Annotated in this window: 19 protein-coding genes; 14 read left to right on the top strand and 5 right to left on the bottom strand. The window is 70.4% G+C overall.

Annotation, left to right across the window (positions count from 1 at the left end):
• Nucleotides 1-96: 96 nt before the first annotated feature.
• Both KIP79_RS16390 and KIP79_RS16385 read right to left on the bottom strand, forming a co-directional pair.
• Nucleotides 97-681, bottom strand: a complete 585-nt coding sequence (locus KIP79_RS16390) for a GNAT family N-acetyltransferase (protein WP_214105673.1) — start codon at nucleotides 679-681, stop codon at nucleotides 97-99.
• Complete coding sequence (locus tag KIP79_RS16385) at nucleotides 678-2,087, bottom strand: APC family permease (RefSeq protein WP_308169745.1); 1,410 nt, start codon at nucleotides 2,085-2,087, stop codon at nucleotides 678-680. The genes KIP79_RS16390 and KIP79_RS16385 overlap by 4 nt, the downstream gene beginning before the upstream one ends.
• A gap of 911 nt (nucleotides 2,088-2,998) precedes the next feature.
• On the opposite strand from KIP79_RS16385, the gene KIP79_RS16380 reads away from it, so the two are divergent.
• The 9 genes from KIP79_RS16380 (at nucleotide 2,999) to KIP79_RS16340 (ending at nucleotide 14,225) form a co-directional block, all read left to right on the top strand.
• The gene (locus KIP79_RS16380) at nucleotides 2,999-4,912 is read left to right on the top strand and encodes an outer membrane protein assembly factor BamB family protein (RefSeq protein WP_214105671.1); all 1,914 of its coding nucleotides are present in this window, start codon (nucleotides 2,999-3,001) and stop codon (nucleotides 4,910-4,912) included.
• A gap of 141 nt (nucleotides 4,913-5,053) precedes the next feature.
• Nucleotides 5,054-7,747, top strand: a complete 2,694-nt coding sequence (lanL, locus tag KIP79_RS16375) for a class IV lanthionine synthetase LanL (protein ID WP_214105670.1) — start codon at nucleotides 5,054-5,056, stop codon at nucleotides 7,745-7,747.
• Nucleotides 7,747-9,441 (top strand): alpha/beta hydrolase family protein, encoded by a 1,695-nt coding sequence (locus tag KIP79_RS16370; RefSeq protein WP_214105669.1) that lies wholly within the window; start codon nucleotides 7,747-7,749, stop codon nucleotides 9,439-9,441. Before lanL ends, KIP79_RS16370 begins: the two co-directional genes overlap by 1 nt.
• Before the next feature lie 63 nt (nucleotides 9,442-9,504).
• Nucleotides 9,505-9,654, top strand: coding sequence for a hypothetical protein (locus tag KIP79_RS16365; RefSeq protein ID WP_214105668.1), 150 nt, complete (start codon nucleotides 9,505-9,507; stop codon nucleotides 9,652-9,654).
• Nucleotides 9,655-9,704: 50 nt separating this feature from the next.
• Nucleotides 9,705-9,842 (top strand): hypothetical protein, encoded by a 138-nt coding sequence (locus KIP79_RS16360; RefSeq protein ID WP_214105667.1) that lies wholly within the window; start codon nucleotides 9,705-9,707, stop codon nucleotides 9,840-9,842.
• Between the two features lie 64 nt (nucleotides 9,843-9,906).
• Nucleotides 9,907-10,047, top strand: coding sequence for an ALQxL family class IV lanthipeptide (locus tag KIP79_RS16355; RefSeq protein WP_214105666.1), 141 nt, complete (start codon nucleotides 9,907-9,909; stop codon nucleotides 10,045-10,047).
• A gap of 80 nt (nucleotides 10,048-10,127) precedes the next feature.
• On the top strand, nucleotides 10,128-11,852 hold the full coding sequence (locus KIP79_RS16350; RefSeq protein WP_250213317.1) for an ABC transporter ATP-binding protein: 1,725 nt from the start codon (nucleotides 10,128-10,130) through the stop codon (nucleotides 11,850-11,852).
• On the top strand, nucleotides 11,849-13,702 hold the full coding sequence (locus KIP79_RS16345; RefSeq protein WP_214105665.1) for an ABC transporter ATP-binding protein: 1,854 nt from the start codon (nucleotides 11,849-11,851) through the stop codon (nucleotides 13,700-13,702). The genes KIP79_RS16350 and KIP79_RS16345 overlap by 4 nt, the downstream gene beginning before the upstream one ends.
• A gap of 28 nt (nucleotides 13,703-13,730) precedes the next feature.
• On the top strand, nucleotides 13,731-14,225 hold the full coding sequence (locus KIP79_RS16340) for a low molecular weight protein-tyrosine-phosphatase (RefSeq protein WP_214105664.1): 495 nt from the start codon (nucleotides 13,731-13,733) through the stop codon (nucleotides 14,223-14,225).
• A gap of 7 nt (nucleotides 14,226-14,232) precedes the next feature.
• Here KIP79_RS16340 and KIP79_RS16335 read toward each other — a convergent pair whose 3' ends face one another.
• Together KIP79_RS16335 and KIP79_RS16330 are read right to left on the bottom strand one after the other, a co-directional pair.
• Entirely contained in the window at nucleotides 14,233-14,619 is a 387-nt protein-coding gene (locus KIP79_RS16335) for a VOC family protein (protein ID WP_214105663.1), read from the bottom strand.
• A 49-nt stretch (nucleotides 14,620-14,668) separates the two neighbouring features.
• Nucleotides 14,669-16,138: an AarF/UbiB family protein gene (locus KIP79_RS16330; RefSeq protein ID WP_214105662.1), complete on the bottom strand. Its 1,470-nt coding sequence runs from the start codon at nucleotides 16,136-16,138 to the stop codon at nucleotides 14,669-14,671.
• A 216-nt stretch (nucleotides 16,139-16,354) separates the two neighbouring features.
• Between KIP79_RS16330 and KIP79_RS16325 the strand changes: the two genes are divergently transcribed.
• The 5 genes from KIP79_RS16325 (at nucleotide 16,355) to KIP79_RS16305 (ending at nucleotide 22,113) form a co-directional block, all read left to right on the top strand.
• The gene (locus tag KIP79_RS16325) at nucleotides 16,355-18,562 is read left to right on the top strand and encodes a glycoside hydrolase domain-containing protein (RefSeq protein WP_250213316.1); all 2,208 of its coding nucleotides are present in this window, start codon (nucleotides 16,355-16,357) and stop codon (nucleotides 18,560-18,562) included.
• Nucleotides 18,563-18,580: 18 nt separating this feature from the next.
• Complete coding sequence (locus tag KIP79_RS16320) at nucleotides 18,581-18,943, top strand: hypothetical protein (protein WP_214105661.1); 363 nt, start codon at nucleotides 18,581-18,583, stop codon at nucleotides 18,941-18,943.
• Nucleotides 18,934-20,361 carry a wax ester/triacylglycerol synthase domain-containing protein gene (locus KIP79_RS16315; protein WP_214105660.1) on the top strand — a complete coding sequence of 476 codons (1,428 nt, stop codon included), beginning with the start codon at nucleotides 18,934-18,936 and terminating at the stop codon, nucleotides 20,359-20,361. Before KIP79_RS16320 ends, KIP79_RS16315 begins: the two co-directional genes overlap by 10 nt.
• Before the next feature lie 104 nt (nucleotides 20,362-20,465).
• On the top strand, nucleotides 20,466-20,999 hold the full coding sequence (locus KIP79_RS16310) for a YbhB/YbcL family Raf kinase inhibitor-like protein (protein ID WP_214105659.1): 534 nt from the start codon (nucleotides 20,466-20,468) through the stop codon (nucleotides 20,997-20,999).
• Nucleotides 21,000-21,180: 181 nt separating this feature from the next.
• Nucleotides 21,181-22,113 (top strand): glycosyltransferase, encoded by a 933-nt coding sequence (locus KIP79_RS16305; protein ID WP_214105658.1) that lies wholly within the window; start codon nucleotides 21,181-21,183, stop codon nucleotides 22,111-22,113.
• Nucleotides 22,114-22,163: 50 nt separating this feature from the next.
• Here the strand turns inward: KIP79_RS16305 and KIP79_RS16300 are convergent, their stop codons facing one another.
• Nucleotides 22,164-25,271, bottom strand: coding sequence for a non-ribosomal peptide synthetase (locus KIP79_RS16300; protein ID WP_214105657.1), 3,108 nt, complete (start codon nucleotides 25,269-25,271; stop codon nucleotides 22,164-22,166).
• Between the last annotated feature and the right edge of the window lie 24 nt (nucleotides 25,272-25,295).

The following is a 25,295-nucleotide window of genomic DNA, read 5'->3' as shown; positions in this document are numbered from 1 at the left end:
CCGAGCAGGCGCTTCAGGTCCGTGGCCACGACGGCCGGGAGGATTCCGTACATGTAGGCGGAGGTGCGTACGGCGCCCGTCGGTTCGGTCCGGGCGTCAGGGCCGGGGATCTCGCCACATCGGGTACATGACGGGACCGTCCGGCAACTGCAGGATTTCCGGCATGTCCACGTAGCCGTGGCGGAGGTAGAGACGGCGGCTGGCCTCGCTGCTGGCCTCCAGGTAGGCGGGAGTGCCCTGTGCGTCCAGGAGGCGGTGGTGCTCGTCGAGCAGCCGGGTGCCCAGGCCGCGGCCGGTGAGGCCGGGACGCAGGGCGATGAAGGCCAGGTGATGGTGGGGCTCGTGGGGGTGGAGCTTGTCCATCAGCTCGCCGAGGATTCCGTACCGGGGGGCGAACTCCCCGGCGACGTCGGTGAGCCGCTCCTCCAGGTCGGGCACGTCCGGATATGGCGCGGTGAACCACACCGCCACCCCGGAGAGCCCCCCGTCCTCGTACGCGCCGTAGATGGTGCCGTGGTCCAGCGCGTGCCTGGCGTACATGGTGAAGAACTCGCGCTGGATGGGCAGGCGCCGCTCCTGTGGCGGGATCAGCCAGGCGGAGATGGAGTCCCGGGAGAACGTGCCGGCGATGAGCTCGCCGGCCGCGTCCGCGTCGGTGATCCGGGTGATCTCGGCGGTCACTTGGGGGCCCCGATGACGGCCTGGGGGCCGAGCCCGATGTTGGCGTACACGTCGGGCCGAATCTTCTTCAGCATCTCGCCCCAGACCAGGCCGAAGATGATGGCCACCAGGAAGATGCCCGGCAGCACCCACCGGATCGGCGCGTCCGGCGCCACGCCCAGCACCGTGTCGAAGTTGATCAGGGTCAGCCCGATGATCACCGACAGCGCCACGATGGACAGCGCGGGGGCGAACTTGGTCCGCCACGCGGTCTCCTCGGTGGGCCGCCGGGCGAAGTACGCGATCACCGAGACCGAGGTGATGGTGAGCATGAGCAGCAGGCCGAGGCCGCCGAACGTGCCGAAGGTGAAGAAGAGCTTGGTGACCGGGTCCAGGCCGAGCACCGCGTACAGCAGGATCACGATCAGGCCGAGCACGGTCTGCAGCAGCGAGCCCGCCACGGGGGCGCTGGTCCGGGCCGAGGTGCGGCCGAACAGCGAGGGCAGCACGTTCTCCCGGCCGAGGGCGAAGATGTAGCGGGCCGTGGTGTTGTGGAAGGCGATCATGCAGGCGAGGCTGCTGGTCACGAAGAGCACCGAGCCGATGGTGGAGACGGTGCCGCCGAAGTGCTGGCCGGCGTACTCGAAGATCAGGCCGGGACCGAGATCGGTGGCGGCCTTGACGATGCCGTCCGGGCCGGTCGGCAGGGTCTGTGCCCAGGCGGAGATCGCGTACAGGATGGCGATGATGGCGATGCCGGTGTAGGTGGCGATCGGCACCGTGCGGTTGCGGTCCTTGGACTCCTCGGCGAAGACGACCGACGACTCGATGCCGGCGAACCCGGCGACCACGGTGGCCAGGGCGGCGCCCACTCCGGGCACGAACAGCTCACCCGGGTTGAAGCCGGCGAAGCTGATGCCGCTCGGCGCGGCGTTGGCCAGGTCGCCGAGGTCGAACACGAGCACGACGGCGATCTCCAGGATCAGCAGCACGGAGAGGATGCGGCCGTTGATGTCCACCCGCATCAGGCCGAGCAGGCCGGTGAGCGCCCAGGTGACCAGGGCGATCACCCACCAGGCGGGGGAGCTGCCGAACCAGTCGAGCAGCAGCGGCTCCACCGCCGACCCGATGATGCCGTAAAGGCCGAGTTGCAGCGCGTTGTAGGCGAGCAGCGCCACCCAGGCGACGGCCACCCCCGGAGTCCGGCCGAGACCCTGCGCGGCGTAGGCGTAGAAGGCGCCGGCGTTCACCACGTGCCGGGCCATCGTCACGTATCCGACGGCGAACAGCGCGAAGATGCCGCCCAGCAGGAGGAACGCGAACGGTACGCCGATCACCCCCGTCACCGTGTACACCGTGGGCACCGAGCCCGCGACGACCATCAGCGGCGCCGCCGCGGAGACGACGAAGAACACGACCGATGGCACACCTAGCCGGTCGCCTGCCAGCGCGGCGGAAACGGCGCTGGGTTTTGACTGTGTGAGGGACATCCGGAACTCCGCGAATGTGGAGGGGAGAGGCGGTTGGCAACGGCGACAACCGGCGGGACTCGCATTCGCCCGGTTATCGCGCCGAGCATGACGAGGCGGGGACCGTCCACCAGTGTTCGGCGGAAAGATCACCTTCAGTCACGAAGGGCGATCGTATAGCTGAAATGTTGAAATGTCAGTACTCGACGGGAATTGATTTCGTGGACCGTGACATGCCGTGTCGGAATGTATCCGTTTTTTCCGGATATGTGGATCTTTGGGGTGTGGGGGGTGTGCGCTCTGGTTCCTCACCGTCGCATTGTGTGATCGTTCACTCCGGCTGGAATTATGGATTTCGGATTTGCCGGGGGCGCGGGAATGTCGAATGGGGGGAGGGGGTCTGTACCGGACAGTGATGGCGCCGGTCGAGGGCCACTGGTACGCGCCGGGTGGCGTCGGGCGGCGGGTGCGGTCCGCGTACGCCGCGACGCCGAACGTCACCGAATGCGACCGCGGCGCCCTGCAGGGAGAGCTGTACGCATACGGCAATAGATATTGCTGCTCTGGTACGGCCCGATTGTCACAGGCCGGCTCATTCGATTGTGAGTTTTCCCGCGAGCATATTCTTTAGTTTTGAGAATAAACTATATGGTGACAGTGTTTTCAGAATATAAGATCGGCGTGGTGAAAATTTCAAAAACCCGATCCGCCGTCGGTTGCCATTGCGTCCGATCCTCTGCATTCAGCGGCAATTTCGGCTGTGACCTGCGGAAGTGCTGAAAGTTTCAAAAAGGCTAATGCATTTCCAGTTACATTTATATCCGTCAACTATCGGTTCAGGAGGCGGTGTGAGAGTAATTGGACGAGTGATGACCGCGTCCGCGGTCGCCGTAGTGTGTGCGGCGGCCACGTTCGCGGTCGTCATCAGCACGCCCGCGGGCGCCGCGGACGATCCGCAATGGTCAATGGGCGGGCAGAACATCAGCAACACCCGGTCCAATCCGACGGAAACCATTCTCAGTCCCACGACGGTGGGCCTCCTCCAGCTCAACTGGTCCTACACCACCAGGGGCGACGTCTCGGCGACCCCCGCCGTGGTGGACGGCGCCGTCTACTTCCCGGACTGGGGCGGATACTTCCACAAGGTCGACGCCAACACGGGCGCGGTGATCTGGTCCCGCTCGGTCGCCTCGTACGTGGGCGGCACCGGCACCGTGGTCTCCCGTACCAGCCCGGTGGTGGTCGGCACCACCGTCTACATCGGCACCCAGACGGGGGCCAGGGTGCTGGCCATCGACACCGCCAACGGCAACCTGCGGTGGAACGTGGCGGCCGACCCGCACCCGCGGGCCGTGCTCACCGGCGGGGCCGTCTACTACAACGGCGTGCTGTACCAGGGCGTCTCCTCCGACGAGTTCTCGCTGGCCACCAACACCTCCTACGACTGCTGCACGTTCCGCGGCAGCCTGGTGGCCCTCGACGCGGCCACCGGCGCGCAGCGGTGGAAGTCGTACACGCTGCCTGACCAGGGCCAGGGCGGTGACATCTTCAGCGGCGCGTCCGTGTGGGGCACCACGCCCAGCATCGACCCCGCGAGCAACACGATCTTCATCGGCACCGGGCAGAACTACTCGGTTCCGCAGTCCGCGACGCAGTGCCAGAACAACGGCGGCACCCCGCAGCAGTGCCTACCGTCGTGGAACGCCAAGGACTCCATCCTGGCCCTGGACCTCACCACGGGCGCCATCAAGTGGAACACCGGCCCGCCCCGCTTCGACGAGTGGAACTTCGCCTGCCTCCAGGGCTCCCCGCCGAACAACTGCCCCAATCCGGGTCCGGACCACGACACCAGCGACGGCACCCACCTCTACGACATCCCCGGGCCGAACGGGACGACCCGCCGGGCGGTCGGCGCGGGCCAGAAGAGCGGCGAGTTCTGGATGCTGGACGCGGCCACCGGGGCCATCATCTGGAGCGCCGCGGTCGGTCCCGGCTCGACCCAGGGCGGCATCCAGTGGGGGACCGCCACCGACGGCAGCCGCGTCTTCTTCACCTCAAGCAACGCGGGCAACCTCTCCCATCGGCTGCCCAACGGCCAGACCATCACCTACAGCTCGTTCGGCGCCCTGGACGCGGCCACCGGGCGCGTGCTCTGGCAGGTCCCAGAACCCCGCGGCGCCCGTTCTATCGGCCCCGTCACGTACGCCAACGGCGTGGTCTACGTCGGCTCCATGAACAACTGGATGTACGCCCTGAACGCCAGCACCGGCCAGGTCCTCTGGGAGTACCAGGGCGCGGGCTCCTCGAACGCGGGCCCCGCCATCGTCGGCGGCCGCCTCTTCTGGGGCAACGGCTACTCCCGAGGCGGCACCGCAAGCACCAGGTTCTACTCGTTCAGACTTCCCAACAACCCAAGCCCAAGCCCAAGCCCGAGCCCGAGTCCCAGTCCAAGCCCGAGTCCCAGCCCAAGTCCGAGCGGGGCATGCAGCGCCACGTATAGCATCCTGAGCCAATGGCCAGGCGGTTTCCAGGCTGAGGTGGCGGTACGCGCCGGCAACGCCGCCATCAGCGCATGGACCGTCAGATGGGCCTTCGCCAACGGCCAGACCATCACCCAGATCTGGAGCGGCACCGCGACCACCTCCGGCTCCAACATCACGGTCCGGAACGTCTCCTACAACGGCACCGTCCCCGCGAACACCACCACCACGTTCGGCTTCCTCGGCAGCTGGAACAACAGCACCAACGCGATTCCAACCTCGGTCACCTGCACCAGTCCCTAACCCCGAACAGCCGGGAGGGCGGCAACCCTCCCGGCTTCACCCACGTGGAACATCCCCGTGCCCCGCCATGGAACGGCATGGAACGCCCTATGGGGCGCAACCGAAGAAAAGCTTCGGCTGGGGGGACGAGAGGACGATCACGTGCGTGGCGATGAGGGAGGCGGAGCCGACTCGCGGCTCCTGATGGATGTGGCCCGGGCGGTGCTGGGCCGGGAGGCGGCCGAGGCGTGGCAGGTCGAGCCGGGCGACTTCTGGTGCATGCTCACGCCGCCGGGTGACGTCAAGCGGGAGCAGGGCTGGAAGCTGCATCTGTCGGCTACCCAGTTGTCGGCGCCGATCGTGCTGGCCAGGGCCGCCGAGGTGCTGGTCAGGCGCGGCTGCGCGTTCAAGTTCGCCAAGGGGCTCGACCAGCTCGCCGACCTGCTGTCCAGCAACGTGGATCGGGGGAGCGGTGGCAAGTTCCTCACCGCGTACCCGGCCGATGACGAGCAGTTCCGCTTGCTGGCGGAGGAACTGGACCAGGCCACCCAGGGGCTGCCGGGGCCGGTGATCCTCTCCGATCGGCGGCTGCGGGCCGACAGCTTGGTGCACTACCGCTTCGGGGTGTTCCACGCCTCCTCGGTGCTCACCAACGACGGCACGTACGAGTCGGTGGTGGTGGCTCCGGACGGCACCCACCACAAGGACGAGCGCCAGGCCTGGTACAACCCGCCGCCGTGGGCCGAGTCCCCGCTGCCGGAGCCCGAGCCCGTGACCGGCGCCCGGCCCTCGTCGGTCATGATCGCCGACCGTTTCGTGGTACGCGAGGCCATCCGGCACTCCTACCGGGGCGGTGTCTACCGGGCCGTCGACCAGGCCACCGGCGCCGACGTCATACTCAAGCAGGCCAGGCCGTACGTGATGGGCCTGTTCACCGGCGACGACGCCCGCGACACGCTCCGCCACGAGGCCGACCTGCTGGACCGGCTGGCCCCGCTGGGGTTCACCCCCGCGAAGGTGGCCCTGCTGACCTACCAGGAGAACGTGTTCCTGGCCCAGGAGCTGGTGCCGGGCGACACGCTCCGCAGTTGGACGGCCGAGCAGGCCGGGGTGCGCGGCGGCGCGGGTGCGCCACTGGCGGAGGCCGTGCGCATGGCCGGGCAGCTGGTGGAGATCATGGCCGCCGTGCACGGGCAGGGCCTGGTGCTGCGGGACTTCAATCCGAACAACCTGATGGTCACCCCGGACGGCGCGATCCGGCTGATCGACCTGGAGCTCGCGCTGCCGGAAAGGGCGCTGGCCTGCAAGGCGTACACGCCGGGGTTCGGCGCACCCGAGCAGGAGGCCGCGCCCCGCTTCGGCTCCGGGCCCTCGCGTGAGGCCGACCTCTACGGCCTCGGCGCCACGCTGCTGCACCTGATCACCGGAGTGGACCCGCTGTTCCCCGCCGACCAGCCCGCCGTGCGGTCGGCGCAGGACCGGGTGGCCGAGTTCGTCGGCCTTCTCGCCGCCGACATGCCGGCCCTGCGGCGGCTCGCCCCGCTGGTACTCGGTCTGATGCGGGACGACCCCGACGACCGGTGGAGCCTGGACCGGGCCCGCGCGTTCCTCGACGACCCCCAGGAACAGGCACTCCGGCGGCCGGCGGCGCCGGTGGAGCAGGAGCGGCTGATCACCGATGGGCTCGAGCACATCCTGCGCACCATGAACCTGGACGCCCACCGGCTCTGGCCCGCCGGGGAGTTCGGCGCCAAGGCCGACCCGCTGAACGTGCAGCACGGCGCGGGCGGGGTCCTCCAGGTGCTCACCCAGAGCGCGCGCACCCTCGGCGGCGACCGTCTAAGGGAGGGCGTCGCGGCCGTGGCCGGCTGGGTCCAGCGGCGCCTCTTCGACACCCCGATCGTGCTGCCCGGCCTGTACTTCGGCCGCTCCGGCACGGCCTGGGCCCTGTACGACGCCGCAAGGTTCCTCGGCGACGACGAGCTGGCCGCCCGCGCCACCGAGATGGCCAGAAAGGTCCCGGTGGTGTGGCCCAACCATGACATCTGCCACGGCGCGACCGGCGCCGGCATGCTCCAGGCGCATCTGTGGCTGGCCACCGGCGACCCCGAATGGAAGGACCGGTTCGCCACCGCCGCCGACAGCGTGCTGGGCTCCGCGCGGGAACGCGCGGACGGCCACCTCGTCTGGCCGATCCCCGAGACCTTCGCCTCCGACCTGGCCGGTCTGACCCACCTCGGCTTCGCGCACGGCGTGGCCGGGGCGGGCACCTTCCTGCTGTACGCCTGGCTGGCCACCGGCCGCGCCGACTACCGGGCCGCCGCCCTGCGCGCCGCCGACACCCTGGTGGCCGAGGCCGACGTCGAGGGCGGTGCCGCCTGGTGGCGTACCGGCGAGGAGAAGGACGGGTCCAGGACCCGGATGCGCCACTGGTGCAGCGGCTCCTCCGGGGTCGGCACCTTCCTGATCCGCCTGTGGGCGGCCACCGGCGAGCAGCGCTTCCGCGACCTGGCCGAGGCGGCCGGGGCCGCGGTGTGGCAGGGCCGGTGGTACAGCGGCATGAGCGCCTGCCACGGCCTGGCCGGGGACGGCGACTTCCTGCTCGACCTGGCCGACTTCACCGGCGAGCCGCGCCACCGCGAACGGGCCGCCGAACTGGCCACCGCGATGTACGCCAGGAACACCCTCCGCGACGGCCTGCTGGTGCTGCCGGACGAGTCCGGCGTGGACGTCACCCCCGGCTACAACACCGGGCTCGGCGGCGCGCTGGCCTTCCTGCTCCGGCTCCGCGAGGGCGGCCCCCGCGGGTGGATGCTGGACGACCTGCTGGCCCGCGTGCCCGCGGGGGTGGCGTGATGAGCGCCCCCGCCACGGTCCGTACCGTGCCCTCCCGGATCAGCTTCGCCTTCGCGCAGGACGGCAGCCACGCCGCCTGCCTGACCGGCGCCGCCGACGGCCGGCTTGAGGTGGAGTCCTGGCGCTTCACCCCGTACGGGGCCGAGCGCCGGGTGCTGCCCACCGGGCAGGGCGAGAGCACCTGGACCCAGTTGCTCTGCCGCCGGGACGGCCGGGTCGTGCTCACCCGGCCGGGCGCTGGTTTCCACCGCCTGGTGCTGGTCACCCCGTCCGGGGAGCGTCCGCTGGCCACGGTGCCCAGCCCCGCCGTACGGCTGGCCGCCACCCCCGGCGAGGAGGAGCTGGCGCTGGCGTTCAGCCGCACCCCGGGGGAGGGCACCGCGATCTACCGGGTCCTGGACACCGGGCTGGAGAAGATAACCGAACTGCCCGGCATCGTCACTGGCGGGCACCCGCTCGGCCCCCAACTACTCGGCCTCACCCACCACGGCGACGCCCCGCGGCCGATCACCCTGGACCTGGCCACCGGCTCCTGTCGCCCCATCCCCGGCACCGGGCCCGGCCAGCACCTGCTGGCCGCCGGGGACCGCCTGCTCCTGGCGGGCCTGGTGGACGGACGGCTCCGGCTCGGCCACGCCCTCCCCGGCGAGGCGCCGGTCTTCCCCGACACCCTGGAGGCGATCGAGGGCACGGTCGCCCCGATGGCCGCCGCCGGCCAGGACGTGGCGCTCCGCGTGGACCTGGGCGCCCGCTCCCACCTGGTCGTCTACACGCCGGGGGAGGAGCGGATCCGCACCGTGGCCACGCCCCCCGGCATCATCCATACCATCGCCGCCTGGGGCCCGGACGGCCTGCGCTTCCCGTTCTCCGCGCCCGCCCAGCCAGGAGGCGTCGCCACCGTCGACCCGGCCACCGGCCGCTGGGAGCTGGCCGCCGACGGCGAGGACGGCGAATGGGCCGACGCCGAGGTCCACCGGTTCCCCGGCCCCGACGGGCCCATCGAGGCGGTCGTCTACGGCGACTGGCGGCGGGCCGACCACCTGGTGGTCTCCCTGCACGGCGGCCCGGAGGCGGCGGCCCAGCTCGGCTTCGACCCGTTCCTGCAGCGGCTGGCCGCGGCCGGGGTCGCCGTCGTGGCCCCCAACTACCGGGGCAGCACCGGCTACGGCCAGGCCCACCAGCAGGCCCTGCACGGCGCCTGGGGCGGGCCGGACCTGGCCGACATCCGCCACCTCGGGAGGCAGCTGGCCGCCGAGGGCCGCACGCTGATGCTGCACGGCACCAGCTACGGCGCCTTCCTCGCCCTGCTGGCGGCCGCCGCCGACCCCTGGCTCTGGGACCGCTGCGCGGCGGTGGCGCCGTTCCTGTCGGGGCCCAGCCTCCACGAGGAGGGTTCGCCCGCCGTACGGGCGCTGATCGAGCGGCTGGGCGGACGCGAGGCGATCGACGACGAGCTCGGCCCGCGCGACCTGGTCCTGCTCTGCCACCGCATCGCCGCCCGGCTGCTGATCGTGCACGGCTGCTTGGACGAGGTGATCCCGGTCAGCCAGTCCCAGCGGCTCTGCGACCACCTGCGCCGGACCGGACGGGATTTCACGTACGTGGAGTCCCCGACCGGCGGCCACGACCCGACCCACGGCCCGCACGGACCCGAGCTGATCGACCGGCTCGTGGGTTTCCTGCGCACGCCGTGACCAGACTCCGCCGCGACCTCGGTCACGGCGGTCACCAGAAAACAAAAGTGAGGAGAAATTCCAATGGAAATCGACATCAGAGCGCTGGAACTGCTTCCGGCGGAGGCCGAGGGCCTCAGGCCCTGCCAGGGCCTGCTCTCCTGCCTGTTCACCTGCTTCCCGAAGGTGAGCTGCACCAGCACCTGCACCAAGACCGTCTGGAGCGAGGACTAGCCCCAGCGGCCGTTCCGTCAAAACACCTTATTCCTAGGGGGGAATACGACATGAGCATCGACATCAGCGCGCTTGAGCTGCTCCCGGCCGACACGGCCCTCAGGCCCTGCGGCTGGCTGATCACCTGCGGCATCACCTGCGGTGACGCGACCTGCGACGTCACCTGCGACATCACCAAGAAGATCTGACACCGGCGGGGCGGGCCATCGGGCCCGTCCGCGCCATCCATTCCAACATCACACGGGATTTCACATGACCATCGACGTCAATGCTCTGGAACTGCTTCCGGCCGAGGCCGCGGGCCTGCGCCCGTGCGCCCCGGTCACCTGCCCGGAGACCTGCGCACTCACCTGTAGCGGCTGCTTCACCAGCTACACCCGCAACGACGGGTAGCGCGAGCTCCCGACCAGTGGAGTGGGCCGTCCGGCCCACTCCACGTTTTGCCGTCATTCACTGATCGAGAGGCCGAAAAGATGGGTGAGCTCCGCTCCCGGGAGGTGGACACGCCCGGGCGAATGCTGCTCTTCTCCATGCGGCGCGCCCCGGGGTGGACTGCCGCGCTGGTGCTGTCCACGATCGTGGGCACCGCCACGCTCCTGCTGCTGCCCGCCGCGACGGCCGCGGCGGTGGACGCCGCGCTGGCCGGCTCCGGGCTCGGCCCCGCGCTGGTCTGGCTGGGCGTGCTGCTCGGCACGGCCATGCTGGTCGAGATCGTCGACACCTGGGCGAGCACCGCCGGAGCCACCGCCGTGGAGCTGGCGCTGCGCCGCGGGCTCGTCCACCGGGTGCTCCTGGCGGGCGTCGCGGGCCGCCGCCGGTTCGCGGCGGGGGAGCTGAGCAGCCGCCTGGTGTCGGGCACCACCGAGGCGTCCGGGCTGGTGGCGACGGTGCTCTCGATCGCCGACTCGGTGGTGCTCTCCGTCGGCGGCCTGGTGGCGCTGGTGCTGATCGACTGGACGCTGGCGCTGGCCTTCGCGGTCTGCGTGCCGGTGTTCGCCGTGATCATCCGCCGCTTCATCTCCGAGGCCACCGAACTGCTCACCCGGTACCAGGAACTCCAGGGCTCGCTGTCGGCGCGGCTGGTGGAGGCGATGTCCGGGGCCCGGACCATCCGGGCGAGCGGCACGCTCAACCGCGAGGTGGAACGGGTGCTGGAGCCGCTGCCCGAGCTGAGCGCGGCCGGTCTGGCGACCTGGGACGCCCAGCGGCGCACGGTCTGGAAGGTCATGCTGATGGCCCCGCTGGTGGAGATCGCCGTACTGGCGGTGGCCGGGGTGGGCGTGGCCGACGGGCGGATCACCCCCGGGTCCTGGATCGCCGTCGGGGGATATGTCGGCATGGCGATGGGTCTGCTGGGCCTGGTGGACTCGTTGATGGGCATCGCCCACGTACGGTCCGGCGTGGCCCGCGTGGGGGAGGTGTTCGACCTGCCGGACGGCCCCGGCGGCACGCTCCCGCTGCCGGACGGCCCCGGCGCGCTCGCCTTCCGCGGGGTGACCGTGCGCGTCGGCGACGAAGCCGTACTGGAGGGGATCGACCTGGACATCCCCGCCGGGATCGCGGTGGCCGTGGTCGGCCGGTCGGGCTCGGGAAAGTCCACCTTCGCCGCCGTCGCCGGCGGGCTGCTCACCCCCGACCACGGCCAGGTCCTGCTGGACGGCGTGCCGGTCGCCGAGATCCGGCCCGACCAACTCCGGCGTGCCGTCGCCTACGCCTTCGAGCGTCCCGCGCTGCTCGGCGAGACCCTGCACGACACGATCGCCTACGGCAGCGAGGGCATCGGCCGCGACCAGGTCGAACAGGCCGCCGCCCGGGCCGCGGCCGACACCTTCATCCGCAGGCTGCCCCAGGGCTACGACACGCCGCTGGCGCAGGCCCCGCTCTCCGGCGGCGAGGTCCAGCGGCTCGGCCTGGCCAGGGCCGTGGCGCGGGAACGGCGGGTGCTGATCCTGGACGACGCCACCTCCAGCCTGGACACCGCCACCGAGGCGGAGGTGAGTGCCACCTTGACCAGGCTGCTGGCCGGGCGTACCCGGATCCTGGTCGCCCACCGCGCCGCCACCGCCGCCGGCGCCGACCTGGTCGTCTGGCTCCACCAGGGCCGGGTACGGGCGGCCGGCCCGCACGAGCGGCTCTGCCACGACCCCGACTACCGCGCCATGCTCGGCGCGGCCGACGACGCCTGGGAAGTCGCATGACCGAGACGAGGATGACCGGCGGCCGGATGATGAGCCTGGCCGGATGGCGGCTGCTCACCCGGGAACTGGCCCCCCGGCGACGGGCCCTGGCCTTCCTGGCCCTGTGGTCGGTGCTGGAGTCGCTGCCCTCCCTGCTGTCCGGGCTGGCCATGGCCGCCGCGCTGGACCAGGGCTTCCTGGCCGGGAACGCGGCGGCCGGCCTGGCCTGGCTGGGCGTGCTCGGCGTGGCGATGGTGCTCCAGTCGCTGGCCACCCGCAACACCTTCCCGTGGCTGGCCCAGATCGTCGAGCCGATCAGGGACGGCCTGGTCCGCGTCGTGGTGGAGGGCGCGTTACGCCAGGCCGTCGAGCACGACGAGCGCGCCGACGGTTCCGTGGTGTCCCGCCTGGGCCGGCAGACCGAGACCGTGCGGAACCTGATCGCCGCCCTGCTGCGCACGCTCCGGCCGACCCTCGCCTCGCTGGTCCTGGCCCTGGTGGGGCTGGTGGCGCTCGCGCCGATCGTGGCGGCCCTGGTGGCGCCGCTGGTGGCGGCGAGCCTCGGGCTGTTCGCCTGGCTGACCCGGGCGCTGGCCGCTCGGCAGCGGGCGTCGGTGCTGGCCGGGGAGCGGGTGGCCCAGGTGTCCACCGACCTGTTCGAGGGCCTGCGCGACGTGGTGGCCGCCGGCGCCACCGGCAGCGCCCGCGAGAGCGCCGACCGCGCCCTGGTGGCGGAGGCCCGCGCCCGCCAGGCCCTGGCGCGGACCTCCTCGCTGCGTACCCTGATCATGTTCCTGGGCACCGGCGTACCGGTGCTGCTGATCCTGCTGCTGTCGCCCTGGCTGCTGCGGCCCGGCCGGTTGACGCCGGGCGAGCTGGTGGGCGCGACCACCTACCTGGTCGGCACCCTCGACCCCGCGCTGCGCTCGCTCACCGGGACGATCGCCGCCTGGGGACGGCAACTGGGCGTGCTGCTCCACCGCATCGCCGAGACCGGCGCCGTCGGCGAGGCCACCCCGCACCGCAAGCTCCGCCCCACCACCTTCGACCTCACCATCGAGGGCCTGACCTTCGCGTACGGCGCCGCCGCGGAACCCGTGATCGACAACCTGACCATGCGGGTGCCCGCGGGCAGGCACCTGGCCGTGGTCGGGCCCAGCGGCACCGGCAAGTCCACCCTGGCCCGGTTGCTGGCCGGGCTGCTCACGCCCCAGTCCGGGGAGATCCGGCTCGGCGGGGTTCCGGTCGCCGACGTCAGCCGCAGCCGGGTCGCGCTGATCCCGCAGGAGGCGTACGTCTTCACCGGGACACTCCGGGAGAACCTCACCTACCTGCACCCCGAGCCCGCGACGGCGGACCTGGAGCAGTCCACGATCTTCCCCGCCGCGCCGGGCGGCGGCTCGCCCGGCGGCGCGATCTACCGCTGGTCCACCACCCTCGACGTCCTGCACACCGACGCCACCCGCGGCGACCTCGACGAGGCCGTGGCGGCCCTCGGCCTGGCCGAACTGGTGGACCGCCTCGGCGGCTACGAGGCCCGGCTCGGCGTCGGCGGCCCGGTGCTGTCCGCCGGGGAACGGCAGCTCATCGCCCTGGCCCGGGTCTACCTGTCACCCGCCAAGGTGATCGTCCTGGACGAGGCCACCTGCCATCTCGACCCCGCCACCGAGGCCCTGGCCGAGGAGGCGTTCGCCACCGGCGGCCGGACCCTGATCGTGATCGCCCACCGCATCACCTCCGCCAGGCGCGCCGACCGGATCCTGCTGCTGGACGGCAGATCAGCCCAGCTCAGAACCCACGACGACCTGCTCGCCCGGTCCCCGCGCTACGCCGGACTCGTCGCCAACTGGGACTACCAGCCCGCCCGGTGACCACCTGCGCGTCCGGCACACTGGTCTCATGGTCTATCGAGTGACATTCGTGTGCACGGGCAACATCTGCCGTTCCCCGATGGCGGAGCACATCGTCCGGAGTTGGGTCGCGGACGAGGGGCTGGACGTCGAGGTGGACAGCTCGGGCACCCACGGATGGCACACCGGCAAACCGGCCGACCACCGCACGGTCGCGGTGCTGCGCCGGGCCGGGTACACCACCGCGCACCAGGCACGCCAGTTCCGCCCGGTCTGGTTCGACCGGTACGACCTGGTCATCGCCCTCGACCGCGGACACCTCAGGGACCTGCGCGCCATGGCCCGCACCGCCCAGGAACGAGAGAAGGTACGCCTGCTCCGTGAATTCGATCCCGCGGCGGACTCGCCCGACGTGGACGACCCCTACTACGGCAACCGCGCCGATTTCGATCGGGTCCGCAGGGAGATCGAAGCGGCCGCCCCTGGCCTGATCGCCGCCATCCGCGCCGGGCTGCCTGCCGACGCCTCTCCGGCGACCCGCTGAGCGCGCCTCAGCGGGGGTCGCGGCGCAGGGGATGGCCGGGCGGGACCTCCACCAGGGCGATGCGGTGGCCGTCGGGGTCGGCGATCCACAACTCGATCAGGCCCCAGGGCTCCAGCTCGGCCTGCCGCAGCACGGTCACGCCCGCCTGACGCAGCCGCTCCTCCTCCTGCCGTACGTCCCGGACCTGCAGCCAGAGCGACAGCGTTTCCGCCGCCGGGGCGTCGGAGCGCCCGGAGACCTCCAGGAATCCCTGACCGAGGAAGAACACCACACCGGGGTGGTCCGCCGGCCCGAACTCCCGGTAGACGGCCAGCCCCAGCGTTTCGCCGTAGAAGCGGCGGCTGCGCTCGAGATCGCGCGGCCGCAGCAGCACCCGGCTGCTCAAGACGTCCATACCGACTCCTGACGAAGATCCACAAGTCATCGTACGCGCGACGGCCACCTCAGCGGCGGTGGAAGACCAAGGCGAGCGAGCGTAGCGCGAGGACGAAGCCGACCAGCAGCAACGTGCTGCCGATGAGCACGAACAGCCGCACGCCGGGGGCCACCGTCGGGCCGGCGTCGGTCACCATGAGCACGATCGCGCCCAGCGTCGCGGTGGCGGCGAGGATGGCGATCACCACTTGGTGCACGAGGCCGGTCAGGAAGCCGCGGTCGCGCTCGTCGGAAAGCGCCCTGATGTTGATCGAGATCCTGCCCTGCTCCAGGTCCTCGGTCAGCTTGTTGATCCGCCTGGGCAGCCGTTGCAGGAGCGGGAGGTAGGCCGCCAGACGGCTCTCCAGGTCGGCCCGCACCGCCTGCGGCTCGGTGGCCTCGCGCATCATCTCCCTGCCCTGCCGCCTGACCGCGGCGACCACGTCCAGGTCGGCACTGATCAGGGTGAGGGTGCCGTCGAGCGCGGCCAGCGCGCGGAACGCGCCCGCGATCTGCGGTGGCACGGCGAAACCGTGCGCGTGGATCAGCTTGAACAGCGCGGCGAACATCCCCGAACTGCCACCCCTGCCGAGGCCGGCCCGGTAGCGGACCAGGAGCTGGCCGATCTCGCGTTCGAGGTCCCGCTCAACCAGCCCGTCCGGTCTGTCCAGCATCTCGATGAGCGAGTCGGTGGCGACGATCGCGTCGTTGTTGTCGATGGCCACCAGGAGCATGCCGAGGGCGTTGCGGGTCGGCTGGTCGAGACGGCCGACCGAGCCGAAGTCGAGCAGGCCGAGACCGCCGTCCGGGGTGATGAGGATGTTGCCCGGGTGCAGGTCGGCGTGGAAGACGCCGGTACGGACGAGCTGCCTGAGCACCTCGCTGAGCAGGCTTTCCGCGAGGTCCTTCCGGGTGGCGGCGGGCAGGGCGGCCAGCAGTTCGCCCGCGTCGCCGACCGGGGTGCCCGTCAGGCGGTCCATGACGAGAAGCCTGCCGGTGGAGTGCGTGACACCGCCCTCGTTCAGCGCGGCGCGAAGTGAGCGGGCGATCGCACTCTGAGCTTCGCGGGCCCTGCGGCGCCCGCCCAGGTAGCCGCTCAGCCCGTGCTTGGCCGCGATCCTGACCACCTGGGTGTAGCGTCGCGCCCTGTTCCTGCGCGCCTTCCACCCGCGCAGCAGCGCCGACGGCGAGGGCAGCGTGCCCGTCGGCACGAAGAGTTCGAGCAGGACCAGGGCGATCAGGCCGAGCACGAAGACCCAGGCCGTGACCAGCGCGGCAACGGCGAAGACCACCCCGAGCGGGGCGTTGGTCCGGCCGTCGACGTAGATACCGGTCACTTCGCTGATGGAAATGACGGCCCACGAGATGCTCACACCCGTGAACAGGCCCATGGCGATGGAACGCGGCCAGCCCACGGGCACACCCAGCGCCTTCCTGGCGATGAGCGCGATGAGCAGCGCGTTCAGGAACGGGGCGATCATGGACAGCAGGTCGGGCATGTCAGTTCGTCGAGCGCTTGACGATCTCGCGGCCGGTTCGCGTTTTCGGCGAGGTGGGAGTGAGCTCGACGTCGTCCATGGCGCCATCCTATGCAGCTGCCAGACATATGGTCCTTGACCTCATCAACGAGGACATATCTGGCGGACGGCAAGCCGCGAAATGCGATTATCGTTCGTAGGCGCCGGCCCGTGATTGCGGGGATTCGTATGGACGAAATGGTTCGTCGAGCCCAGAGATTCATCAACACGACGTACGGCAATGTGCCGGGAATCAATCCGGTGGTGGAGGACGGCATCACCGGCTGGTCCACCGTGTACGCGCTGACCCGATGCCTCCAGCACCAACTCGGCATCACCGCCCTCGCCGACAACTTCGGCCCGACCACCATGGCCACCCTCCAGTCGGCCTGGCCGTCCATCAACGCCACCAGCGGCGCGCCCGCGAACCTCGTCCGGATCATCCAGTCCGGCCTGTACTGCAAGGGGTATGACGGCGGCGAGATCAACGGTGTTTACAACGCCCGGGTGGAGGCCGCGGTCACCCGGCTGAAAGCCGACGCCGGGGTGGGCACGCTCTACCCGGGTCCGTCGATGGTGCCCAAGCTTTTCAAGGCGTTGCTGAACATGGACCCGTACCTGCTCATCGCCGGCGGCAACGCCACCGTCCGCGCCGTCCAGCAGTGGATGAACGCGCGGTACGCCCACCGGGACGGCTTCTTCATCATCCCGTGCGACGGTCACTTCTCCCGGGACGTACAGAAGGCATTACTCCTGGCCATCCAGTTCGAACTGGGCATGACCGACGCCGAGGCCACCGGAGTGTTCGGCCTCAATACGCAGGCGGGCCTGAAGGCCAACACCCTGTCCGTCGGGTCCGCCGGTGTCTGGGTACGCCTGTTCTCCGCAGCAATGATCTTCAACAAGCGGAACGGCGTCTCCTTCACCAGTACGTTCGACGGCGACCTGTCCGCCAGAGCGAGTGAGTTCCAGGACTTCGCCAAGCTTCCGGTTACCGGAGAGGGCGATTTCCAGACATGGGCCTCCCTGCTGGTGTCCACCGGCGATCCCACCCGTGAGGGCACCGCGCTCGACTGCGCGAAAGAGGTGACAGCGCCTCGGGCGGACGCGCTGAAGGCCGCCGGCTACCGCATCGTGGGGCGATACCTGTGCAACGTCGCCGGCACCTCGCTCAACAAGATGATCCAGCCGGGCGAACTCGCGGTGCTGGCCGCGAAGGGTTTCCGGGTCTTTCCCATTTACCAGACCTGGGGTGGCGCGGCCGGTTACTTCAGCTACGCCCAGGGCGTGGCCGACGCGTTCGCCGCGATCGAGTGGGCTGGCGCGCACGGATTCCTGGCGGGGACCCGGATCTATTTCGCCGTCGACTTCGACGCGCTGGACCACCAGGTCACCTCTAATGTCATCCCGCATTTCCGGGGCATCAAGGAAACGATCAGCGAGCACGCGGGCCAGTACCAGATCGGGATCTACGGACCGCGGAACGTCTGCTCCCGGGTCGCCGGCGAGGGCCTGTCCTCGGCGAGTTTCGTCTCCGGCATGTCCACCGGATACTCCGGAAATCTGGGTTATCCGCTGCCGGCGGACTGGGCGTTCGATCAGATCTCCACCATCACCGTCGGCTCCGGCAGCGGGCTGATCGAGATCGACAACGACATCGCGTCAGGCCGCGACCCCGGCCAGGGCGCCTTCGGTCCGGGCGAGCTCGCGGCCGATCTCGACGTGGACTTCGACATGACCCGGCGCGACGCGCTGCTGGTGGATGTCCAGACCTACCTCACCGGCATCGGAGTGCCGGAGGAGGGCGGCGGCGACCTCTTCGACACCGACCAGGCGACCCTGGGATTCAACACCACCACCGAGTCGCTGGACATCACCCTCGCCTACGACGGCCTCATCACGAGCCTGGCGCGTCGGTTGAAGATGCGTAAGGCGCTCATCCAGTGCCCGATCCTCTGGGAGATCCGCAAGATCAACCTGCTGGACGGCGTCGCGGACGACATGGTGCGGAACTACTACAACAACGGGGTGGTCGGTAGGAACGACTGCAGCACCGGCCTGGCCCAGATCTTCGCCGCCACCGCCATCAACGCGCGTAACCACGCCATCCAGCAGGGCATCATCGACGGCACGATCCTTGGCCTGGGCCACGAACCCGACCTCTGGTCGGTGTGGCAGAAGCTCCAGGACCCGTACTACACGATCTCCACCGTTGGATACGTCCACATCTGGGGCGCCGCCGACATCGGGGTGCCGCGGCCGGGTCTCAGTACCAGCGAGGAGCACACCCGGCGGATCCTGGCCCGCTTCAACGGCACCGGTCCCGACGCCGACAGCTACGGATATGAACTTCTCGGCCTGTACAAGGTTTTCGAGAAGTACCATGCCTCTCTCCGCAGTCCGTGACCTGGTGAAGGGGCCGCCATGACCAATGCCACCAAACCGGACTCCTGGCTTGTCTGGCTCGCTCCGATCTCGCTCAACACGGTGCTCGGCGGCGTCGGCGTGCTCCCGCTGGCCTTCGTCTGGATGTTTCTCGCCCAGTACCCGCTCGCCGCTCTCGGCCTGACCCAACGCGACCCCACCGACAACGACGGAATCCTCCCCTGGCTGATTCTGCTGGGCGGGGTCGGCCTGTTCTTCGTCCTCTGGGCGGTCGTCAACAAGGTGACGTGCAGGGTCACGCGCCTGCCCAACCGGCGCTACTGGCCGCTCAGCGTGATCGTCTCGCTTGTGCCCTTCGTTTTCTTCGCGGTTTTCCCTGACGCCTGGAAAGCGTGGAGCTGATCTCCGTCACCGGGACCAAGGTCACTACTCCCGAGGACCACCTCCTCATGCCGCTCCGCACCCGGCCAGGCCAGGCTGGGCAGGCGCGTACGGGTGAGGAGTGCACGGGCATGAACGCGAGAATCGACCGCGCCAGCGGCACCGACCTGCTCAACCTCGCTGTCGATGTCGGACCGGTCCCCATGCACGCGGGAGCGTGCCTGATCCTCGACCCCGGCCCGGGCTTCGACGTGGCGCGGACGCGGCGGCTGATCGCCCAGCGCCTTCGCGGGATCCCGCGGCTGCGCCACCGCCTGGTCCGCACGCCGTTGGGCTGTGGCCGCCCCATCTGGGTCGACGACCCGTCCTTCGACATCGACCATCACCTGCGGGTCATCGGCTGCCCGCCGGGCGGCCGGGACGCCCTGCTCGACCTCGCCGCCGAGACGCTCAGCGAGCCGCTGGCGGTGTCCAGGCCGCTGTGGTCGATGCGGCTGGTGACCGGCCTCCCGGACCACCAGATTGGACTGATCGTCTGCTTTCACCACGTGCTCACCGACGGCATGGGCGGTCTCGCCATCCTGGCCGCACTGACCGACGGCGTGTCTGTACCGCCGGACCCGTTCCCGCGGCCTCGGCCGACCCGCCGCGGGCTCGCCGCGGACGCGTGGGTCACCCGTTTGCGCGCGCTCGCCCACGCTCCTCGTACCTGGTGGAACATCGGACGCGCCGTAATGGATCTGCGGGGCTTGCCACGGGCGGCCCCCAGTTCCCTGAACCGGCCCACCGGCCCGCGCCAGCGCGTGGCGACGGTCACCGCCTCCCTCGAAGGAGTCCGGCGGACGGCGCACGCCCATGGCGGTACCGTCAACGACGCCGTCCTGGCCGCGGTCACCGGCGCCGTCCGGGCGTTGCTCCACAGCCGCGGCGAGACCCTGCCCGCTCTGGTGGTGTCCCTACCGATCTCCGCGCGGCCGTCGGCCACCACCGCCCAGCTCGGCAACCAGGTCGGCGTCCTGCCGATCAGCCTGCCCACCGGCGGCACCCTGGCCGACCGCCTGGACCGGACCGTGGAGATCACCCGGACCGCCAAGGCGGCGGCGCAACCGGCGGCCTCCGCCGAACTGGTCGCCGGCGTGAACCGGGTCTCCGCCCGCCTGCGCGCGCTGGGCTGGATGCTCAACCACCAACGCCTGATCCACACCGTCGTCAGCAACCTGCGCGGCTCCGATCAGCCGCTGACCCTCGCCGACGCCACCGTCCGCGACATCATCCCGATCTCCCTGGTACGGGGAAACGTGACCGTCGCCTTCACGGTTCTCTCCTATGCCGGAACCCTGACGGTCACGATCGCCGCCGATGCCACTCACGTCCCCGACCTGCCCATTCTCACCTCGGCTCTGGAAACGGAATTCGCGGCGATGTCGGCCACCCCCTGACGATCTTCAGAATTCGAATATAGATTGGCGCCATCCGCCGGCGGAACAAGCCGGTCCAATATCCGGCATCGCCATTTCATGATCCAGCCGTTTATCCTTGGCGCATGAAGATCGGCAAGCTTGGCGTTGTCGGCGGTGTGCTGTTTCTCGCGAACGTCCTCCCCGGGTGTTCGGCCGAGGGCGGCGGGTCCTCGGAGGCGCTGAAGGTGAGCAGCCCGGCGTTCGCCGAAGGCACCGCGATGCCCCAGAAGTACGCCTGCGCCCGGCAGGGCGGTGAAGACGTGTCACCCCCGCTGACCTGGAGCGGCGTCCCCGACTCCGCCGCCGAACTGGCGATCGTGGTGAACGACAAGGACGCTCGCGGCGGGACCTACATTCACTGGATCGTGACCGGCATCCCGACCTCCGCGACGGGCGCGACCGAGGGCCAAGCCCCTGGTCAGGTACTGCCCGGCACCAACAGCAAGGCCGCCTACGCAGGGCCTTGCCCGTCCACGGGCGACCATCACTACCAGTTCATCGTGTACGCGCTGAAGAGCGCGATCACGCCGAACGGAGGCGCGCGAGCGGTACACGAGCAGATCAAGGAAGCGGCGATCACCTCAGGCGAGACCGTCGGCACCTGGAAACGCGGCTGACCTCATCCGGTCCGGCAGGCCGGCGCGGGGCTTCGCGCAATGAAACTTTCATTGCGCGAAATTGTGTCACCTCGCGGTCGGCCGGGCTCCGGCTTCGGTATTCCCGCCGCGTTCCGCCCGGATCACTTCCGGTGGGAGAATTTCGGCCAGGGGAAACGGGACAGTGGAAGGAAACGGCTCCTTGAAGTGCAGTGTCGTGATTCCGACGTACAACCGCGTGGAATTGCTCCGGCACACGCTCAACTCGCTCGTCTGGCAGAGCCTGCCGAAGGAGCAGTTCGAGGTGCTGGTCGCCGATGACGGTTCCGACGACTCCACCGCCGAGATGGTGGCGACCTTCCAGGGGAGTCTCAACCTGCGCTACTTCTTCCAGGAGCGCGACGGCTTCCAGGTCGCGAAGGCCCGCAACCTCGGCATCTCCCACGCCGAGGGCGAGGTGTGCGTCATGCTGGACTCCGGGGTGCTCGCGCACTCTGACCTGCTGCGGGCGCATCTCGACAGCCACCAGGCGTCCGACGTCCCGCTCGCCGTCTGCGGGTACGTCTACTGCTTCCACGTCAACAACGACTTCGCCAGGCTGATGGACCAGGCGATCGACTACGACGATCCCGACATCACCATCGCGAAGCTGAAGTCCAGGAAGTTGTGGCTGGACGTGCGCGAGACCTTCTACGAGAAGTACGGCGACAACATCGGCGACCTGCCCGCGCCCTGGACGAACTTCTGGACCTGCAACGTGTCGGCGCGCACCGAGCAGCTGCGCGCGGTCGGGATGTTCGACGAGGAGTTCCGGCGCTGGGGGGCCGAGGACATCGACCTCGGCTACCGCCTGCACCGGGCCGGTGCCCGCTTCGTGCTGAACCGGCGGGCCGCGGCCGTGCACTGCCCGCACGAGAAGGACTTCGACGACAATCTCGTCCAGGTGACCGAGAACTACAAGTACATGGCAGAGAAGTACAAGACGCCGATCATCGACCTGCTGCTCTCGGTGGGGGACGCCGTCGGGAACCTCGACTTCTTCAAGCTAAACGACGTGATCCGGGAGCGCGGGCTGCCGCAGTGCAACGACTACGTGGCGGCGCGGGAGGCGGCCCGGCAGGGGACGCCCTCATAGCGAGTCACGCGCCCGCGGGTCGGTGATGGACCCGCGGGCGGCGAGGTTCGTCAGGGCTGGTCGAGGAGGCTTTCGGCCTCTTCGTCGGACAGCTCGGCGAGCTCCGACAGCAACCGTTCCTCCAGTTCGGTGGCGAGTTCGGCCACCGTGCGATGGGTGAACATCGTCAGGATCGGCAGTTCCACGCCCGCCGTCGCCCGCAGCCGGGCGCTGACCCGGACGGCGAGCAGGGAGTGCCCGCCGAGGCGGAAGAAGTCGTCGGCCGCGCTGACCCGCTCCAGGCCGAGCAACTCGCACCAGATGTCGGCGACCAGTTCCTCGGCGTCCCCCTCGGGGGCGATGAACTTCGTCTCGGGGGCCTGCGGGGTCGGGAGTGCCCGCCGGTCGAGTTTGCCGTTGGGCGTCAGCGGCAGCGCGGGAAGCCGGATGAACCAGGCGGGCACCAGGAAGGCGGGCAGACGGTCGGCCAGGTCCGCGCGCACGCGGTCAGGGTCCACGTCGCCGACGAGGTAGACGACCAGGTTCTCCTCGTGCACGGTGGCGACCGCCGCCGACACGCCGGGGACGGCCTCGCAGGCCGCCTCCACTTCGCCCAGTTCGATCCGGTGGCCGCGCAGCTTGACCTGGTTGTCGCCGCGGCCGATGAATTCCAGGCTCTGGTCGGCGCGCCAGCGCACCTGGTCTCCGGTGCGGTACAGGCGGCCACCTGGCCGGCCGTACGGGTCGGGGACGAACCGCTCGGCCGTCAGGGCGGGCCGCCCCAGGTAGCCGTGGGCCACTCCCGCGCCGCCGATGACCAGTTCACCTGGCACGCCCTGGCGGACCAGGTCGAGGTGGTCGCCGACCACGTACACCTGGGTTCCCCTGATCGGGCCGCCGATACGCACCTCTCCCGGAGGGTCCGGGACCGGCCAGGCGGTCGACCAGATGGTGGTCTCGGTCGGGCCGTACACGTTGAACAGCCGCCCGACGGCGGCCCTCATCCGCCCCGCCAGTTCGCCGCCGAGGGCTTCTCCGCCGACCAGGGCGGTCAGCGCGGGGTCGCTGATCCCGCAGTCCAGGAGCATGCGCCAGCCGGACGGCGTGGCCTGGACGTGGGTAACCCCGGCCTCCTGGATCAGCCGGATCTGCCGGTACCCGTCCAGGGCGGTGTCGGCGTCGGCGATCTCCACCCGGCCGCCGGTGGCCAGCGGCAGGTAGAGCTCAAGGGCGGAGATGTCGAAGGACAGGGAGGTCAGCGCCAGCCAGACGTCCTGCGGTGTGGGGCCGATCAGGTCCGCCATCCCGGCGAGCAGGTTGCCGAGCGCGGCGTGCGGCACCGCGACTCCCTTGGGGCGGCCGGTCGATCCGGAGGTGTAAAGCACGTACGCGGTGTCCTGGCCGCGTACGCGCACCCGGCGGTGGTCCTGGCCGTGCTCCGGCTCGTCCACCAGCACGGTCCGTACGGTGTGGGCGGGCAGGACGGCGGCGCTCTCGCGGCTGGCGAGCACCAGGGAGGCGCCGCAGTCGCCCAGGACGAAGTCCAGCCGCGCGGCGGGGTAGCCCGGGTCGAGCGGCACGTACGCGGCGCCGGTCCGCTGCACGGCCAGCAGCGCCACCAGCGACTCCACCGACCGGGGCAGGCAGACCGCCACGTGCTCCCCGGGCCGTACCTCCAGCCTGGCCGCCAGCTCGTCGGCGCGGCGGTCCAGCTCGGCGTAGCTCAGCCGTACCGGACCGCAGCTCACCGCGGTCGCCTCCGGCCGGAGCGCGACCTGCTCCTGGAACAGGTCGGGGAACAGGGTCCGCGCGGGCGGCGCCACCCGGTTCCAGTCGTGGATCAACCGGTCGCGTTCCTCGCCGGACGGGGCCGTGAGGCGCGACAGCCGTACCAGGGGATCGTCGGCGACCTGGGACAGCAGGGATTCGAAGTCGCGGGCGAAGCGCTCGATCGTGTCCGCGTCGAACAGGGCGCGGTTGTAGACGAGCATCATCAGCCACTCGCCGCCGTGTTCGAAGATGTCGAGCTTCAGCTCGTACGGCGAGTGGCTGAAGCCGGTTTCGATCCAGTCGGTTTGCAGCCCGGTCAGCCGGATGGCCTGGTCGCTCGCGTCGTAGGTCATGCTGAACGACGTCTGGAACAGGGGCGGGCGGCTGAGGTCCCGTTCGATGTCCAGCGCGGTGAGCAGCCTTTCCAGGGGCAGCTCCCGATGCCGGCGCGCGGCCAGCAGGCGGGCCCGGTTGCGGTGCATCAGCTCACGGAACGTCGGGTCACCGGACAGATCCGCTCTCAGCACCGCCATGCTGGCGAAGTAGCCGATCAGCTCGTCGTCGTCCTTGCCGTCCCGGCCGGCCGTCGGGTAGCCGACGCAGAAGTCGTGCTGGCCGCTCCTGGCGGCGAGCAGCGTCTGGTAGGCGGCCATGAGCCCCATGAACGGCGTGCACCGCGCCGCGGCGGCGGCCGCCGCGAAGCGCGCCACGAGCGGCCCGCGCAGCTTGTGCCGGAACAGGGCGCTGTCGGGGGTCGCGACGGCCGGCCGGGGGTGGTCGGTGAGCAGCCGCAGCGGCGGGGCGTCGGCCAGCTGGTCCTTCCAGTACGCCAGCGCCTCCGCGTCGTCGGTCTCCGCGCGGACGAAGTCCGACCACCGCGCCCGCAACGGCGGCAGCGGTCCGGGCTCGCCTTTGCAGAACGCGGAGTACAGGGCGGACAGCTCGCTCAGGAGGATCCCGATCGAGCGCCCGTCCGAGATGATGTGGTGCACGACCACCGTCAGGACGTGCTCCTCCGGTCCTGTCCTGATCAGGGTGGCCCGGATCAGCCGGTCCCCGGCCAGGTCGAACGGCCGGGTGGCCAGCTCGGCCACCAGCGAGTCCGCCGATCCCTCGCAGGTCAGTCGCGCCAGCTCGAAGCCGCCGGGCGGATCGATGACCTGGGCGGGTTTGCCGTCCACGGCGGGGAACCTGGCGCGCAGCGCCTCGTGGCGGGCGACGATCTCCGCCAGCGCGCGGGCGAGCGCGGGCTCGTCCAGCGGGCCGATGAGCCGGGCCGTGTGGGACAGGTGGAACGTGGGGTCGGCAGGGTCGACCTGGTTCAGGAACCAGAGGCGTTCCTGATCGGCGGAGAGCGGGAGCCGGTTCACCACGGCAGGCCCGTCCCCAGCGCTGCCCTGAGTGGACATCGGCGGATCTCCTTCTCGAACGTA

Source organism: Acrocarpospora catenulata, assembly GCF_018476525.1.
GTDB lineage: Bacteria > Actinomycetota > Actinomycetes > Streptosporangiales > Streptosporangiaceae > Acrocarpospora > Acrocarpospora catenulata.
The sequence above is the reverse complement of the archived record's forward strand: the minus strand, read 5'-3'. Positions and strand labels throughout refer to the sequence as shown.

What these genes read in the sequence shown, in the direction of transcription:
- KIP79_RS16380 (WP_214105671.1), top strand. Translation starts at nt 2,999, where the DNA reads ATGACCGCGTCCGCGGTCGCCGTAGTGTGTGCGGCGGCCACGTTCGCG.
- KIP79_RS16370 (WP_214105669.1), top strand. Translation starts at nt 7,747, where the DNA reads ATGAGCGCCCCCGCCACGGTCCGTACCGTGCCCTCCCGGATCAGCTTC.
- KIP79_RS16365 (WP_214105668.1), top strand. Translation starts at nt 9,505, where the DNA reads ATGGAAATCGACATCAGAGCGCTGGAACTGCTTCCGGCGGAGGCCGAG.
- KIP79_RS16360 (WP_214105667.1), top strand. Translation starts at nt 9,705, where the DNA reads ATGAGCATCGACATCAGCGCGCTTGAGCTGCTCCCGGCCGACACGGCC.
- KIP79_RS16355 (WP_214105666.1), top strand. Translation starts at nt 9,907, where the DNA reads ATGACCATCGACGTCAATGCTCTGGAACTGCTTCCGGCCGAGGCCGCG.
- KIP79_RS16350 (WP_250213317.1), top strand. Translation starts at nt 10,128, where the DNA reads ATGGGTGAGCTCCGCTCCCGGGAGGTGGACACGCCCGGGCGAATGCTG.
- KIP79_RS16345 (WP_214105665.1), top strand. Translation starts at nt 11,849, where the DNA reads ATGACCGAGACGAGGATGACCGGCGGCCGGATGATGAGCCTGGCCGGA.
- KIP79_RS16340 (WP_214105664.1), top strand. Translation starts at nt 13,731, where the DNA reads ATGGTCTATCGAGTGACATTCGTGTGCACGGGCAACATCTGCCGTTCC.
- KIP79_RS16335 (WP_214105663.1), bottom strand. Translation starts at nt 14,619, where the DNA reads ATGGACGTCTTGAGCAGCCGGGTGCTGCTGCGGCCGCGCGATCTCGAG.
- KIP79_RS16330 (WP_214105662.1), bottom strand. Translation starts at nt 16,138, where the DNA reads ATGCCCGACCTGCTGTCCATGATCGCCCCGTTCCTGAACGCGCTGCTC.
- KIP79_RS16325 (WP_250213316.1), top strand. Translation starts at nt 16,355, where the DNA reads ATGGTTCGTCGAGCCCAGAGATTCATCAACACGACGTACGGCAATGTG.
- KIP79_RS16320 (WP_214105661.1), top strand. Translation starts at nt 18,581, where the DNA reads ATGACCAATGCCACCAAACCGGACTCCTGGCTTGTCTGGCTCGCTCCG.
- KIP79_RS16310 (WP_214105659.1), top strand. Translation starts at nt 20,466, where the DNA reads ATGAAGATCGGCAAGCTTGGCGTTGTCGGCGGTGTGCTGTTTCTCGCG.
- KIP79_RS16300 (WP_214105657.1), bottom strand. Translation starts at nt 25,271, where the DNA reads ATGTCCACTCAGGGCAGCGCTGGGGACGGGCCTGCCGTGGTGAACCGG.